Origin of the sequence: Streptomyces shenzhenensis (genome assembly GCF_021462265.1) — a bacterium.
Taxonomy (GTDB): domain Bacteria; phylum Actinomycetota; class Actinomycetes; order Streptomycetales; family Streptomycetaceae; genus Streptomyces; species Streptomyces shenzhenensis.
In genome coordinates, this window is record NZ_JAJONF010000018.1 from 117,354 (window position 1) to 133,286 (window position 15,933).

The window sequence follows — 15,933 nt, forward strand, 5'->3', positions numbered from 1 at the left end:
CACACACGCGTGAGTGAGTTTTGGGGTGTGTGTTTCCGGAGAGTGCGTTACGCCCCCAGAAACGGGTGTGACCTGCGGAAAGGGCGTAACTCAGCGATGCGTTACACGGCCTCACAGCGCCTCCCCCGCGGCCTCGTCGTCGGCAAGCGCGTGAGGAACGAAGACGAAGCACTTCACTACGCGGCCGTCGACTCGGGTCGGGATCAGGTGCGGGGGGCGCTGCTTCTCTCGCTGCTCCAGGTAGCCCGCTTCAAGCCACCCTCCGAGCACGGCGTCGAGGGAGTAGCCGGCCTCGCTGAGGATCCCCTTCAGCCGCTGCGGGAGGACCGCGATCTTCGTCTCACCTTTGACATGCTTCGCTGCCCCGAGCCAGCCTCGGAACGGCGGCCGGTCGCCGTCGTACACCGCCCCGTACAGCTCCCAGGCGTGCGCCGCCAGGTACTCGCGGACCACGTCCATCGCCATCTCCGGCCGGTTGTCGGTGGGGCTGAACGCGGTGAAGAGCTTGTTCCACTGCTCCACCGACAGCGGTTCGTACGGGAGCAGCCCCGCTCTCGCGGCCAGTGCCTCTCCGAGGGCGAGAGCGGCGACCATGGGCGCACGCCGGGCGGTCATGTCGTTGTCGCCCCGGAACTGCTTCTGCAAGTTCTTGTGCCAGTCCCTCAGCCGCTCGACTCCCCCCGGGCTGTCGAGTCGGCCGAGGATGTAGTCGATGAACGCTGGCCCGGCGTGGCCGAAGTTGGCGAGGACACCGTCACGGGCGCGGACCGCGGCCTCGCCGCCGTTGCGGCCGAAGGGTGGCACCGTGGTACCCAGGACCCGGGGTGCCGCTCCCTGGCTTGTGGTGAACGACTGGATCGCGCGCTCACCAGAAGACAGGAGGATCGTCTGCCAGGGCAGCATGCTGCCGTAGGCGCCTCCGCTGCGGGCTTTGCCGTGGTTCATGGGGACCTGGTAGAGCACCTCGTCGATCAGGCCCTCGTCGGTGACAGCCATGGTCTCGTCGAAGACCGTGGGCAGGCCGCGGACGAGGTTGAGCCGCTTCTCGATGGCGTACAAGGTGGTGCGCCAGTTCGACATGGCGTCGGACTGGACGCTCGGGTTGGCCCACACGCTGAGCGCGCACTGCAACGAGGTGGTCTTGCCGCCTGTGCTGCGGGAGGAGATGTCGAGAGTGAAGGAGTCCGCGCCGAGTGGCTGGAGCAGGGGGGCAGCGAAAGCGGCGGCGACCGCGACGCGCGGCACCTCGAACTTCTCCAGCACCTCGACAGCGGCCTTCCAGCCGTCGAGGGTGCCGCGCTTCGTGTGTGCCTTGGCCGGGCCGCGCATCTCCTCGTACGTGACGTCGACCGTCACGCCGTCGTCGGGGGAAGAGATGAACCCGCCGTCGGGCTGCCAGCCGAGCCAGCGCGCCAGCTGCTTGCTGGGGATGCGGCCGACGTTGGCGGCCTCGAACTCCGCGAGCCACCGCTCCAAGAGGCGGGCGTCGCCTTCGACAGCAGGAAGCCCAGCGCCGCCGAGCTGCTTGACGAGTTCGCGGCCACGCTTGGAGATCTCACGGGAGATCACGCGGGAGACGATGCGGCGAGTGCCCTTGCTGTGGTCGAACCACGACAGCTCGACGAACTGGTTGCCGTCGGGGTCTTCGAACGAGGCGGTCAGGACGAAGGGGGCGAAGGTGAAGCGGACCCACACCTCGTTGTCCTTGCCGATCACCCGCTTCACGGCGACCCCGCCGGAGTTCACTCGATAGCCGGTGGGTGTGGTGATGGTTGGGGGGAGCCCGAACGAGGTGAAGTCGAAGCCCACTTCGGGGGCAGGAGGCTGGTCGTCGCCCTCTGCGCTGTCGTCCGCGAGGGCGTTCGCGCCGTCCGTCGAAGGCGCGTTCTTGCCCGCGCCAGGGGGTACCGCACGCAGGTGCCTGCCACTGCCCTTGTCCGCGGTCTCTGTGCGGATCTCGGCGAGGACCTCACCTGGCAGGGCGCACGCTGCCGGCGTGGCCTCGGGGCGCCCGTGCGCGGCACGCATGATGTCCTTCGCAGCGGCCGACTCATCCCCGCCATGGTGGAGCGCGGCAAAGAGCTGACCACCCGAGAGCACCTTGTTGAGGAACTCATCGGGGAAACGAGGGAAGTTGTCTGTGCGCACGGTGACGGCGGCTCCGCCCTTGTGTACGGCGATGCCGTCCTTCGAGCAGCCGTCCTGCCACCCCGGCCGGTACCAGCGCTGGCAGTCGGGGCCGCAGTACGAGCAGATGCCGGGGAACTGCTCCGCGTAGGTCGCTCCGGCGTACGCGAGGATTTCGCCGCAGCACTCGTGCTCGCCGAGGATCTCCAGCGGGCCACGGCCATTACCGCTGCTGGCTGCCGTGGTCCTCTCGCCTCGTGGTGCCACGGGCTTCGGGGGCGTGCGCTTCTTCGGCTTGGGTGCCAGGCGTTCGGCCAGTTCCCGCACCTGCTCCAGCGTGTACCGCGGGCCGCTGTTCTCGACGACCCGGCACAGAACCGGGGTCCTGTTGGGCTTGCGGTTGACTGTGCCCGGGAGCCTCAGCACGCGCGCCAGGTCCTTCACGCCGGTGCCGTAGCCGACGCCCATCTTCTTCGCTCCGGCGAGCAGGATGCGCTGCCAGTCTGAGGCGAGCCGCACGGCGTCGTCCTGGCTGATGTCATCACCGATGATCACAGGCCTGTCGAACTCGTGCCAGACGTACAAGCCGGCGCCGGAATGCTCAACACGGGTGGGCTCGGAGAGCTTCGCGAAGCGTGGGACGTCGCGGGCCTCGTCGGCGTTCGCGGGCAGGCCGGTCGCCTTGTGGAGGTCGTTGCCGAAGTCGATGTCGGACCACATGCCGAACAGGGCTGCGGAGTCCGCAGCCTTGCCCCGCGCCCCTTTGGGGAAGCGGCCGCTGACGGTGGTGACCCGGCAGTAGATGCCCTCGACGCCCTTCCGGTCTTGGCCGAGCGCCCAGTCGACGGCCTCGTCCAGGTCGTTGGTCTGGATGCCCGTCCAGTCGTCTTTTGAGCAGAGCGCAGTGAGGCCATGCGCGGCGACCCGGGAGGTCAGCCAGGCGCGAACCAGCTGCGGGTCTGCGGCAAGCGTGCCGGTATCCCCGCGCTCGTCGTGAGTCACGGGAATGCCGGGGATCGTGCTGTCGGTCACGCTGAAGTCCTCGCGGAGTGGGCGGCCGTGGTGGCGCGGTCGCGGGGCGTTCTGGGGGAGTTCGAAACGGTGCTGCGCGCCGCAGCGCCCCGACCGACCACGAGCGTCAGTCGGGGCGCGCGGCGGCCGGGACGGGAGGTCACGCGCGTGCGGCCTCGGCGAGTTCGCGGATCCGGGCGGGCGCGGCGAGCGCGTCCCGGCGGATCATCCGCGGGTCGACCCCGGCCTTCACCCTGTCGGCGAGCAGGTCGAACAGGTAGCCGACATCGGCACTCGCCGCTTCGGCGCGGGCGTGCTCGATCGCGGCGAACGCCATCAAGGGGGCCACGGTGGCGGCGAGCAGGGCCTCGGCGAACTCGGCGCCGCCCCTGGCGTTCACGACCTTGACGAGGTCGGGCAGGATCTCGGCGGCCGTCTCAGCCATCCTGTCCAGCGTGTTGGCCGCGCCGGGCGCCTTCAGCGCCGTCTCGTATCCGACGCAGGCCGCATAGAGGCCGGCGGCGCGGCAGGTGACGGCGTCGGTGTCCGGGACGCGTTCGTGGCTGGTCTCGGCGGGTGCCGTCTCAAGCCTGCTGGTGCTGTGCCGGGCGATAGTCGTACGCTTCATCTGAAGCTCCTTTCGATCGGCGGCGCAATGGGTGTAGGGCCCGCGCCGCCGTTCGGCATTCATGGGTGGATGTGTGGGCTTCCGGCCCTCAGCACTTCGGCGTTGGCGCGCCTGCTGGGGGCCGCTGTCATGCGGCCTTGCTGCTGCCGCTGGATTCCGCAGGACGAGGCATTGCCAGGCCGAGCAGGGCGACGATGCGACGGGCCTGCGCCGACGTAAGGCCGCGCTCCGCGTAAAGATCTGCGAGGGTTCTGGGGCGGCCGGCCGTGGTCACCTGTCCGGCCATTACGCGGCGCTCCCGCTGCGGCCCTCGGTGATCCACGCTTCGACGTCGCTGCGGCGGTACCGGACCGGCGCGCTCGGCCCGTCGCCGAGCTTCACGAAGGCAGGCCCAGTTCCGCGGCACCGCGCGTTGGCCAAGGCCTTGAGCGTCAGCTTCGCCCAGGTGCTGACCTGCGCCGGAGTGAGTAGTTCGTCGGCCGGGTCGACTCTCAGCGCGCCCTGTGAGGGCGGAGCGAGTGTGAGCCTCGGAAACATGACTATCCCTTCGATCGCCATGCGCATCATTTTGATACGTCGACACATCAAAGAGTAGCGCCGAGTTATCGAGGGATCAAGCGGGATTGCCAGGGAATCATTTTGATGCGAACCTGTGGCCGTGACCGAGGACAAGAAGAACCCATTGGGCCCGACCGGCGAACGCCTACGGCACGCCATCGCCCGTGTCCGCGAGGCCCGCGGCATGAGCAAGAAAGAGCTGTCCGATCGCGTAGCGGCTCTGGGTAGGCCCATCCCCCCGCTGGGTATCTCCCGCCTTGAGGCCGGCACCCGCCGCATCGACGCAGACGACCTGGTGGCGCTCGCCTTCGCGCTGCGCGTCAACGTCAATGCCCTTCTGCTGCCGACCGACGGTGACGGCACAGAGAAGGTCGACCTTACTGACCAGGTCTCCCTCACTGCGGCCGACGCGTGGCAGTGGGCAGACGGCGATAAGCCGCACGCGACAACGGAGCGAGACAAGTACGGCCAGGTGCTGCGTTTCCGGCTCGACTCAAGGCCAGAGTGGGACCGCGACCCGATCCGGAAGATGTACAACGCAGTTCTGCGGGAGACGTCGGACCGGAACGCACTCGCTGGCCAGTCGGGCACGTTCTCCGTTGAGGATGGACAGCTTGTGCTGCGGGCGGATGATGGGCGAGAAGTGCAGCGCTTCGGGCCGGAAAAAGAATCCTGACCAACACGCAAGGGCCCCGCACCATGCTGGTGCTGGTGCAGGGCCCTTTCTATATGACCGTCAGGCCTTTGACTCCGGCCAGTCCATCGGCACCAGGCGGCCCGGGTTGAACTTGTTCCCGTCGCTCCGGTCATGCGGACGCACCTCATACCCGGGCAGCAGCGAGCGCACGACCTCCCGCCTGTCCGTCGGCACCAGCCCCTTCCAGCCCGCCACCACATCACCGGCCAGCAGACGCCGGAGCACCATCGGCGCCCGCGAATGCAGCAGCGCCCGAGACTCCTTCACCCGGGCCTCGATGATGCCGCGGGCCTCCTTGTACTCGATGAACGTCACCTCGCGGCGAGCGTAGGCGCCGGCCAGCTCCTTCAGCTGCGCCTCGTCCTCGGCGAGTTCCCTGCGCGCGTCGTCGGTGACCTCGGTGTCGGCTGCGGTGCGCAGCTGCTCCAGGATCCGCGGCATGGCCAGGAGATCGAGGACCTGGCGCTCAACCTCGTCCTCGACGAACGACGCCTTCACGGCGATCTTTCCGCAGCCGCCACCCTTGCGGTCGCACCAGTACCGCGGTCCGCCGTTGCCGTGGCTGCCACTGAGCCGATGTCCGCACAGCGAGCAGACCAGCACGCTGGTGAGCCAGCGCTGAAGGCTCAGGTCCACGTCACGGCTGGTGCGCATCGCACGGCGCTCCATGATCTGCTCCCAGCGTTCACGCGGGATCGCCGCGGGCCACACAGCAGGGCCGACGATCTCGCCCTTGTGGGCGCGCAGGCCTGCGATGGAGGGCTTGCTGATGATCGACGCGATCGTCCGGCCGTACCACGGAGCGCCGGTGACGGTGGGTACCTTCCGGCGCTGCAAGTCGTCGGCGATGGAGTTGTCGGTCTCGCCCAGCTCGGGGTCTATCTTCGCCCGCTGCTCAGCGGTCCAGCCGTCCCACTCCCCCATAATCCGGTCGCCGATCTCGTTCAGGATCTTCCACTCGGCTTCGATCGGTTCGCCGGTGACGGTGTAGCCGTAGCCACGGAACCCGCCGCCGCCGCGCTTTCCCTCGGCGGCCAACTCCTCGTGCTTGCGGGCGACACGGCGCGAGGTGTCGCGGGAGGACTTGTTGGCCACGGCGACCATGACGCGGGCCATGGTGACGTCCGCGTCGTTGTTCAGGCGCAGCGAGCCGGTGACCGATTCGACGGGGATCCGCGGCCGGCGGGACTCCACCACGTCGATGAGGTCTTCAAGGTCGCGCGGGTCGCGGGCCACGCGGTCGAGGTCGTCGGCGATCAGGCCGTCGAACTCCCCCGACGCCAGGCCGTCGAGCGCGCGCCGGAACCCGGGCCGCACGGTACGTAGGGCCGTGGTCCCGTCCGGGAGTTTGATCTTGCGTCGCTTGAAGGCGGACGTGTCGTCCTCGGGGATCACGGCCACGACATTCCAGCCGAGGCGCGCGGCGAGCGCACGGCCGTCCTCTTCCTGTCGGCCGATGCCCTTGGAGAACTCGGCGCGCCGACGCGCCTTCTCGTCCTGGGGCTCTTCGGCCTCGTCCTCAGGCTTGCGGTAGGAGATCCGCAGCAGCAGCACAGCACGACTTGGAGTCATGTCCATAGATTAGCATTGACATCTCGGATCACCGATGCCCTTGACCTGGCGGAGTTCGTCGACCGAACGGAACCCGGCGTGCTGGGTACGGAAGTCGACGATGTGCTGGGCCAGTACCGGGCCGACGCCGGGCAGGGCGTCGAGCTGCTCCACGGTCGCGGTGTTCAGGGAGACCGAGGCGGACGGGCCCGCTCCCGTCGCGGCACCGCCCACGCCCCGGCCGGGTGCGGCCGGCGGGGCGGGGCCCCCGACGACGATCTGTTCGCCGTCCGTCAGGTACCGGGCCCGGTTCAGTCCGTCGGTGTCCGTGCCAGGCCGTACCCCGCCCGCCGCCCGCAGCGCGTCGGTCACCCGGGACCCGGCCGGCAGCGTGTGGACCCCCGGATCGCGGACCTTCCCGGTGACATCCACCACAATCTCCCCACCCGACCGGCCGGTGCCACCGAACCCCCCGGTCACGCCGGTCCCGCCGAACGCATCGGGCGCCGCGGCGACACCGGTTCCGCCGGCTGCTCCGGCGGCTGGGGCCCGCTCCCCGCCCTTCTCGTACGGCGGCTGCGCGCGCACCACCTCCGGTGCGCTCACGGACTCGGTCCGGCCCGTCCAGAAGTGCTGCACGGCCAGCGCCGTGGCCACGACGAGGACCACCCCGAGGGCGACCGCGCCGCGGCGTTCCAGCCCACAGCGTGTCTGCAGCCACACGGGCATCCGTTCCCGTACGGCGAGCCCGACCCGGGCTCGCAGACCGGGCAGCGCCGGCTCGCGCCGCGCCGTGGCCTCGCCTGCCGGCGCCCGGGCCGACGACATCACGGCCGCCGCCGTGGACAGTGCCGCCGCGGCGGTGCGTACTCCGGCCGTGGCCGTGCGCACCGCGGTCGTGGCCGCGGTCAGGCCGGTCGCCGCCCCGGTGCCGGTCACCGTGTCCGCGGTGGGCGGCCCTTGCCCGGGCACCGGCCTGACGACGGCTCGTTCACCGAAGAGGAGTTCCGCCCGGCGGCGCAGTTCGTCGGCCGGGGCGGGGCGGCGGCGAGGGCCGACACGGGCCCGGACCGGGGACCGCCGGTGCCGGGTGCGGCCGTCGGAGGCGAAGCCCCGGCCCGGACCGCTGGTCGCATGTGTCTCGTGTGAGCGTGATCGAAGTGCCATGCGATGAGGATCGGGCTTCGCGCCGATCCGCGATGATCTTGCTCGGTTTCCGTGGACCGCGGCCGGGTTGTGGATAACTCCGCCACCCGCACGGGTGATATGCCGAGGCCCGCGCCGCGGGATCCACAGGTCACCGCAGTGAGACGACCGCCCCTAGCAGCCCGGGACCCGTGTGTGCCCCGATGACCGCGCCGACCTCGCTCACATGCAGGTCGAGAAGTCCGGGCAGCCGCGCCCGCAGTCGGTCGGCGAGGGCCGCGGCACGGTCGGGGGCGGCGAGATGGTGCACGGCGATGTCCACCTCGGCGCCGCCCGCACGCTCGGCGGTGAGCTCCTCAAGGCGGGCGATGGCCCGGGACGCCGTCCGTACCTTCTCCAGGAGTTCGATCCGGCCGCCGTCCAGCTGGAGCAGGGGCTTCACGGCGAGCGCGGAGCCCAGCAGGGCCTGGGCGGTGCCGATGCGGCCACCGCGGCGCAGATAGTCGAGGGTGTCGACGTAGAAGTACGCGGAGGTACCGGCGGCCCGCTTCTCGGCCGCCGCGACGGCCTCGTCGACCGTGCCGCCCGCCTCGGCGGCCTCGGCCGCCGCGAGCGCGCAGAACCCGAGGGCCATCGCGACCATCCCGGTGTCCACCACCCGCACCGGGACGGGTGCCTCACGGGCGGCGAGGACCGCCGCGTCGTAGGTGCCCGACAGTTCGGCCGACAGGTGGAGCGAGACGATGCCGGTGGCTCCGGCCCCGGCTACCCTGCGGTAGGTCTCGGCGAACACCTCCGGGCTGGGCCGGGACGTGGTGACGGGACGCCGCTTCTGCAAAGCCTGGGCCAGGGAACGGGTCGAGATCTCGGTGCCCTCTTCGAGCGCCCGGTCGCCGAGGACCACGGTCAGCGGCACCGCGGTGATGCCGTGGCGCTCCACCGTCCGCGGCGGCAGGTAGGCCGTTGAATCGGTGACGATCGCGACATGGCAGGACATGAGCTGGAGGTTACCTGGCGTAGCCCGGACACGGCAGCCCGCCCCCGGCCGCCCGGACCGGGACCGGCCGGGTCAAGTGGTGCTCTCCGGCCGGGGCTTCTTCTGCCAGGGGTACGCCCGAGGCCGGCCGGTCGGGGTGATGGCGGGCCGCGCCGGCTCCTCGGCCGAGGCGGAGTGCGGTCGCCCGGGCCAGGTCTGGGAGTCGCCAAGGCCGTCGGCGGCCTCGGGCCACGGCGGGGTCTGTGCGGCCGGATCCGGTCGGGTCCAGTGCCGCAGGGCGTCCGCCTCGACGCCGATCTGCGTGCTCAGGGTGTCCAGATCGTCGTCGGCGAAGCGGCGGGCCCGGTCGCGTGCAGCCCAGCGCAGCGCGTCCGAGGACTCGGTGATGCGCTCGGTACGGCGGCGCAACTCGGGCAGGCGTGTGACGAGCGTGGCCCGGTCCGGTTCTGACTCCAGGCGCCTGAGTTCGCCGTCCAGTTCGTGCCCGTGCGCACTGAGGCGCTGGAACAGACCGAGGGACTCCTTCAGCGACTCGTCCTCGGCGACGCCCGCGTGCAGCGCGTCCTGGGTCGCCCGTATCGAGGTGCGCAGGGTGAGCCGGAGCTGGGCGATCTCGCCCGCCGGGCCGATCTGGATCATGGACTTGGCGCGCAGCGTGTGCTCCTCGACCGTCCGCCGGGCCTGGCTGATCGTACGGTCCACCCCGCGTTTGGCGGCGCCGACCGCCCTCAAGGTGACGTAGGCCCCACCGGCGACGAAGAGCAGGAAGAGCACGGCGAATACGGCGATCACTGCTTCCACGGTGCTCCTCCTCGCTGCCCACCACCCCGGCCGTCTCGGGCACGGCGACGTGGGTGAGCGTGCCCCTCAACGGTAAACGCAAAGGGCAGGCCCGGAGTTCCAGAAAAACCCCGAACCTGCCCGTAGGGGACCACCCGGAGGTGGCCTGCGGTGTCACGCCGTGACGATGTTCACCAGTTTCGGCGCGCGGACGATCACCTTGCGGATCCCGGCGCCGCCCAGCGCCTTGACGACCGCTTCATCGGCCAGCGCCGCCTTCTCCAGCTCTTCCTCGGAGATGGCCGGCGGCACTTCCAGGCGGGCCTTGACCTTGCCCTTGATCTGGACGACGCAGGTCACGGTCTCGTCAACGACGTAGTTCGGGTCGGCGACCGGGAAGTCCCGGTGCACGACCGAGTCGGTGTGGCCCAGCTTGTGCCACAGCTCCTCGGCGATGTGCGGGGCCAGCGGTGCGATCATCAGCACCAGCGGCTCGGCCACCGCTCGCGGCACCGCGCCGCCCGCCTTCGTCAGGTGGTTGTTCAGCTCGGTGACCTTGGCGATGGCGGTGTTGAAGCGCAGGCCCTCCAGGTCCTGGCGGACGCCGTCGATCGCCTTGTGCAGGGCGCGCAGCGTCTCGTCGTCCGCATCGGCGTCCGTGACGGTGACCTCACCGGTCGCCTCGTCGACGATGTTGCGCCACAGCCGCTGCAGCAGCCGGAACTGACCGACGACCGCGCGCGTGTCCCACGGCCGGGAGACGTCCAGCGGGCCCATCGCCATCTCGTACAGGCGCAGCGTGTCGGCACCGTACTCGGCGCAGATCTCGTCCGGAGTCACCGCGTTCTTCAGGGACTTGCCCATCTTGCCCAGCAGGCGGGTGACCTTCTCGCCCTGGTGGTAGTAGGCGCCGTCCCGCTCCTCGACCTCGGCGGCGGGAACCGGGAAGCCGCGGCCGTCGCGGTAGACGTAGGCCTGGATCATGCCCTGGTTGAACAGCTTGTGGAACGGCTCGGCGGACGAGACGTGTCCCAGGTCGTACAGGACCTTCGACCAGAAACGGGCGTACAGCAGGTGCAGCACGGCGTGCTCGGCGCCGCCGACGTACAGGTCGACACCGCCGTGCGGCATGCCCTCGCGCGGGCCCATCCAGTACTGCTCGATCTGCGGGTCGACCAGTTGCTCGCTGTTGTGCGGGTCCAGGTAGCGCAGCTCGTACCAGCAGGAACCGGCCCAGTTGGGCATGGTGTTGGTCTCGCGGCGGTACTTCTTCGGCCCGTCGCCCAGGTCCAGGGTCACGTTGACCCAGTCCTCGTTGCGCGACAGCGGCGTCTCGGGCTGGGTGTCGGCGTCCTCCGGGTCGAAGGTGCGCGGCGAGTAGTCCTCGACCTCCGGCAGTTCCAGCGGCAGCATCGACTCGGGCAGCGCGTGGGCGACGCCGTCCTCGTCATAGACGATGGGGAAGGGCTCGCCCCAGTAGCGCTGGCGGCTGAACAGCCAGTCACGCAGCCGGAAGTTGACAGTGCCCTCGCCGATGCCCTTGCGGGCCAGCCACTCGGTGATGCGGGCCTTGGCCTCGGCGACCGGCAGGCCGTCCAGCTTGATGTCGTCGTTGGAGGAGTTGATGATCTTCGCGTCGAAGGAGGCGAAGGCGTCCTCCCACGTCGACGTGTCGGTGCCGCGGCCGTCGGTCGGCTCGACGATGCAGACGATCGGCAGCTCGAAGGCGCGCGCGAATTCGAAGTCGCGCTGGTCACCGGCCGGTACGGCCATGATCGCGCCGGTTCCGTAGCCCATCAGCACGTAGTCGGCGATGAACACGGGGATCTTGGCACCGTTGACCGGGTTGGTCGCGTAGGCGCCGGTGAACACACCGGTCTTGTCCTTGGCCTCGGCCTGCCGCTCCACGTCGGACTTGGCGCCGGCCTGCGCGCGGTAGGCGGCCACGGCCTCGGCGGGGGTTGCGTGGCCGCCGGTCCACACGTTGTGGGTGGCCTCGGGCCAGGCCTCCGGGACGAACCGGTCGACCAGCGGGTGCTCGGGGGCCAGCACCATGTAGGTCGCGCCGAACAGGGTGTCGGGGCGGGTGGTGAAGACGGTGATCTGCTCGCCGTCGATGGGGAAGTCGACGCGGGCGCCCTCGCTGCGGCCGATCCAGTTGCGCTGCTGCAGCTTGATCGCCTCGGGCCAGTCCAGCTCGTTCAGATCGTCCAGCAGCCGGTCGGCGTAGGCGGTGATGCGCATGTTCCACTGGCGCAGCTTGGCCTTGAAGACGGGGAAGTTGCCGCGCTCGGAACGGCCGTCGGCGGTGACCTCCTCGTTGGCCAGAACGGTGCCCAGACCGGGGCACCAGTTGACCGGCGCGTCGGAGGCGTAGGCCAGGCGGAACTCACCCAGGACGTCGGCACGCTCGGTGGCGGTCAGCTGGTTCCACGCGCGCGTGTGGCCCGGTACGGCACGCTCACCGGACTCGAACTGGGCGATCAGCTGGGAGATCGGGCGGGCCTTCCCGGCCTCGTCGTCGTACCAGGAGTTGAAGATCTGCAGGAAGATCCACTGGGTCCACTTGTAGTAGTCCGGGTCGATCGTGGCGAACGACCGGCGCTTGTCGTGGCCCAGGCCCAGCCGGCGCAGCTGGACCTTCATGTTCTCGATGTTGGCCTCGGTGGACACGCGCGGGTGCGTGCCGGTCTGCACGGCGTACTGCTCGGCGGGCAGGCCGAAGGCGTCGAAGCCCAGGGTGTGCAGGACGTTGTGGCCGGTCATCCGCTGGAAGCGGGCGAAGACGTCGGTGGCGATGTAGCCCAGAGGGTGGCCGACATGCAGGCCCGCACCGGACGGATACGGGAACATGTCCATGATGAACTTTTTGGGCCGGGCGACCAGCTCGGGGTCGCCGGCCAGCTCGCCCGTGGGGTTGGGCGCCGCGTAGGTGCCGTCGGCGTCCCAGAAGTCCTGCCAGCGTGCCTCGACCTCGGCCGCCAGGGCGGCCGTGTAGCGGTGCGGCGCGGCCTCCGCCGACGTGGCGGCGGCAGCTGGGTTCGTCTCGCTCATGATCCTCAAAGCTCCATCGGTCGTCTCTGCCTGCGGCTGCGAACTTCTAGAAACGAAAAATCCCCTCACACAGGAGGGGACGCCGCGCCGATGCCGACCAACCGTTTCGTCCGGCGGTCGGGACTGATCAGCGCGGCCCGCTAAGCAGAAGGCGTACGGCACGCATGGCGTCAGAGTACCGCAGGGCTTGAGCAACCTGCGACGGGCTTGCGTATCACTGGATGACACGTGCGTCTGAGGCGACCATCGGGACGAGAGTTGAACCAGGTTCAAAAATTACTTCGCGTAACGTCCGCTAAGGGACATCACAAGGGACGCACCGCCTTTTGATAACAACGCAATAACTCAAACCTCGTACTGATCGGTATGGCGCCACTTAGGCTGCGGCACCGGGACCGCTTTCCCGAACTGCTCGGAGTTGCCCCCATGAACCCTCGTCGTAGTAACAGCTCGCTCCCCAAACCAGGCCGTTCGGCCTACGGGGTGGCGTCCGCTGTCGTCCTGCTGCTGATACCCATCGTCGTCCTGGCAGGAGGCGACTGGCTGCAGCAGTTCCTGAACTTCGGTGCGGGCGTCCTGGCGCTCGTCTGCCTGACCTGCTCGTGCATCTGGGGCCTGGTGGCCCAGGACCGCATCCTCCTCAACATCCGCCAGCGGATCGTGGCCCAGGCCATCCACCGGGTCACCGCGGTGGCCTCGATCGCGTTCCTCCTCGTGCACATCGGGGTGAAGATCGCACTGGACCACGCCGACTGGATCGCCGCCCTGATCCCCTTCGGCTGGCTGGTCACTGGAAGCGGCGGTGCGAACCCGGGCAGCGCCAGCCTCGTCGGCATGGGCTCCCTGGCCGCCTACCTCATGATTTTCGTGGGTATCACCGGCGCGCTGCGCAACCAGTTCGCCGCCCCCGCCGTGGTGGCCGCCCGCTGGCGTGCGATGCACATGCTCGCCTACCCGGCCCTGTGCTTCGCCCTGCTTCACGGCCTCTTCGCGGGCCGGCCGGCGAAGACGTTCTTCATGGTGTCGTACGAGCTGTGCCTGGCCGGAATCATGGCCGCCCTCGCCCTGCGCGCCGCGCCTCGCCCGTTCAAGCGCCGCTTCGCCGACCGGCTCGTCACACTCCTCGGTGACTCGGAGCGCTCCCGCCTGAACGATCTCGACGCGAGCCGTGCCCGAGTCGGCGAGTCCGGGCTGCCCGGCTACGAGGCCCCGCGCGAGCGCGAGCCCAGGCCGTCGCGCGCCGAGACCGCGTCCACGCAGTCGAACCCGCTGTTCCCCTCCGCCGCCCCCGGCCCCGAGCCGGCCTCCGGCTTCGCGGCCGCCTACCGGGCCACCAACACGCCCGGACAGCCCCAGTCGCCGTTCGCGGCAGGTCAGACCGCGCGCATGGAGCGCGTGGACGGCCCGTCCAGCACCTCGGGCAGCTGGCCGATCCCGTCTCCGCCCCCGGTCGGCGAGGCGCCGCCGTCGGCGTACGACCCGCTCCGGGACACCGGATACAACATCCCGGCCTATGGCAATCCGGGCGCCGCCGGCACGACCGGACGTGATGTGTACGACACGAGTGAGACGAACGCCCGGTACGGGACGTACAACTCGAATGACACATACAACAGCGGTCCCGCCAACGAACCAGCGCCCGGCGCGTCCTTCGACGCCCCGGGTTCGGGCGAACCTTGGAACACGCCTTCCGGAGGCTATAGGTGAACGAGGCCCTGCCCGACGTACCAGAAGTCCGCGTGGTCGGCCTTCCACAGCTCACGTCAGGCTTCGACCTTGTCGAAAGACTCGATCTGCCCATGCACCTCAAGGTGCACGGCCCGCTTGAGCCCTTGGGCGGGGAGCAGCTCGCGCAGCTCTCCGAACGCATCAACCTGAAGGGCCGCGGCGGCGCGGGCTTCCCCTTCCACAAGAAGCTGCGCTCGGTCGCCGAGGCGGCGATCAAGCGCGGTGTACGGCCGGTCGTCGTCGTCAACGGCAGTGAGGACGAGCCGGCCTGCCGCAAGGACACGGTGCTGATCAACCGTGCCCCGCATCTGATCCTGGACGGTGCGCTGCTGTGCGCCGAGGCGCTGGGTGCCCGCACGCTCGTGGTGGGGGTCACCCGGGAGTCCACGCAGCGCTCCATGGAGCAGGCGCTCGCCGAGCGCGGTCTGAGCAACGGCCGGCGTTCGGCACTGAAGGCGTTCGTCCAGCGCAACCCGATCCGCATGGTCACCGGCGCCGCCGCGTCGCTGATCCGCTCGATCGACGGCGGCCCCGCGATCCCGCCCGGCCGCAAGACCAGTGCCTCACAGAACGGTGTCGGCGGCGCGCCCACGCTGCTGTCGAACGCGGAGACGTTCGCGCAGCTGGCGATCGCCGCCCGGATCGGTCCGGAGCGTTACGGCAACACCGGCCTGTACGACGAGCCGGGCACCGTCATGCTGACGGTCTCCGGCGCGGTCGCCCGGCCCATGGTGATCGAGGTGCCCACGGGCGTGCCGCTGCGTTACGTCCTGCAGCTGGCCGGTGCCCCGCCGGTGCCGCAGGGGGTGCTGACCGGCGGTTATCACGGCAAATGGATCGACGCGGCCACGGTCAACGAGGCGATCGTCTCCCGTAACTCGCTGGACGCGGTGGGCGGCGCACTGGGCGCCGGCGCCATCCTGCCGATCACGCAGGAGACCTGCCCGCTGGGCGAGTCGCTGCGGGTCGCCCAGTGGCTCGCGGAGGAGAGCGCGGGACAGTGCGGTCCCTGCTACCTGGGTCTGCCGGCGGCCGCGCGCGGTATGGAGGACATCCTCAACGGCGGCGGACCGGCCGCCCTGGAGGCGCTCAAGCAGGTCGCGAAGAACGTGAAGCGGCGTGGCGCGTGCTCGCACCCGGACGGTTCCGCGATGTTCCTCGAGTCGACGATCAAGGCGTTCACCGACGACCTGGCCGCGCACGTTCTCGGAAACGGCTGCGGACGGCCCGTCGAGGGCGTTCTGCCGCTCTTCGAGGACGGCAAGATGCCTACGGGCATTCCGGGCGGCGGAGAGCCCGAGGACAACGGTGGCGGCAGCCGCCAGAAGATCTATGTCGACTGGACGCTGTGCCGTGGCCACGGCCTGTGCGCGGACATCCTTCCGGAGGTCTTCGAGCTGGGCGCGGACGGTTTCCCGACGGTCGCGCAGGCGAAGGTGCCCCGGTTCGCGGAGGCCAAGGCGCTGCGCGCGGTGCGCCGCTGCCCGGCGCTCGCCCTGCGCCTGGAGGAGGACACGCGCTCGCAGGCGCCGGCCAAGAACCTGCCGGTTCTCTCGCAGGGCCGCGGCCGCCGGGCACTGGGACGCTGACCGCACGCGCGTGGGGCGGGCTCACCCTGCCGGGGTGGCCCGCCCCACGCGCGCGACCCCATGGGGA

11 protein-coding genes are annotated in these 15,933 nt (G+C 70.1%); 3 read left to right on the plus strand and 8 right to left on the minus strand.

The window, feature by feature from the left end; genetic code table 11:
• Positions 1-111 precede the first annotated feature (111 nt).
• The 3 genes from LQ326_RS48360 to LQ326_RS23510 form a co-directional block, all read right to left on the minus strand.
• Entirely contained in the window at positions 112-3,159 is a 3,048-nt protein-coding gene (locus tag LQ326_RS48360; RefSeq protein WP_234539452.1) for a DUF927 domain-containing protein, read from the minus strand.
• Positions 3,160-3,298: 139 nt separating this feature from the next.
• Positions 3,299-3,766: a hypothetical protein gene (locus tag LQ326_RS23505; protein ID WP_234539454.1), complete on the minus strand. Its 468-nt coding sequence runs from the start codon at positions 3,764-3,766 to the stop codon at positions 3,299-3,301.
• A gap of 285 nt (positions 3,767-4,051) precedes the next feature.
• Positions 4,052-4,324 (minus strand): helix-turn-helix transcriptional regulator, encoded by a 273-nt coding sequence (locus tag LQ326_RS23510; RefSeq protein WP_234539455.1) that lies wholly within the window; start codon positions 4,322-4,324, stop codon positions 4,052-4,054.
• Between the two features lie 100 nt (positions 4,325-4,424).
• On the opposite strand from LQ326_RS23510, the gene LQ326_RS23515 reads away from it, so the two are divergent.
• Positions 4,425-5,000 carry a helix-turn-helix domain-containing protein gene (locus LQ326_RS23515; protein ID WP_234539457.1) on the plus strand — a complete coding sequence of 192 codons (576 nt, stop codon included), beginning with the start codon at positions 4,425-4,427 and terminating at the stop codon, positions 4,998-5,000.
• 60 nt (positions 5,001-5,060) lie between these two features.
• On the opposite strand, the gene LQ326_RS23520 is transcribed toward LQ326_RS23515, so the two are convergent.
• From LQ326_RS23520 to leuS, 5 genes are all read right to left on the minus strand, one after another.
• Positions 5,061-6,593, minus strand: a complete 1,533-nt coding sequence (locus tag LQ326_RS23520; RefSeq protein WP_234539458.1) for a recombinase family protein — start codon at positions 6,591-6,593, stop codon at positions 5,061-5,063.
• 9 nt (positions 6,594-6,602) lie between these two features.
• The gene (locus LQ326_RS23525) at positions 6,603-7,739 is read right to left on the minus strand and encodes a ComEA family DNA-binding protein (protein WP_234539459.1); all 1,137 of its coding nucleotides are present in this window, start codon (positions 7,737-7,739) and stop codon (positions 6,603-6,605) included.
• Between the two features lie 130 nt (positions 7,740-7,869).
• Entirely contained in the window at positions 7,870-8,715 is an 846-nt protein-coding gene (locus LQ326_RS23530) for a DegV family protein (protein WP_234539461.1), read from the minus strand.
• A 72-nt stretch (positions 8,716-8,787) separates the two neighbouring features.
• Positions 8,788-9,516: a hypothetical protein gene (locus LQ326_RS23535; RefSeq protein ID WP_234539462.1), complete on the minus strand. Its 729-nt coding sequence runs from the start codon at positions 9,514-9,516 to the stop codon at positions 8,788-8,790.
• A 153-nt stretch (positions 9,517-9,669) separates the two neighbouring features.
• Positions 9,670-12,549, minus strand: a complete 2,880-nt coding sequence (leuS, locus tag LQ326_RS23540) for a leucine--tRNA ligase (protein ID WP_234539464.1) — start codon at positions 12,547-12,549, stop codon at positions 9,670-9,672.
• Positions 12,550-12,975: 426 nt separating this feature from the next.
• Here leuS and LQ326_RS23545 point away from each other — a divergent pair, with 426 nt between their 5' ends.
• Together LQ326_RS23545 and LQ326_RS23550 are read left to right on the plus strand one after the other, a co-directional pair.
• A complete protein-coding gene (locus LQ326_RS23545; RefSeq protein WP_234539466.1) occupies positions 12,976-14,256 on the plus strand; it encodes a ferric reductase-like transmembrane domain-containing protein in 1,281 nt (426 codons plus the stop codon).
• Entirely contained in the window at positions 14,253-15,866 is a 1,614-nt protein-coding gene (locus LQ326_RS23550; RefSeq protein WP_234539468.1) for an NADH-quinone oxidoreductase subunit NuoF family protein, read from the plus strand. The genes LQ326_RS23545 and LQ326_RS23550 overlap by 4 nt, the downstream gene beginning before the upstream one ends.
• Positions 15,867-15,933: the final 67 nt, after the last annotated feature.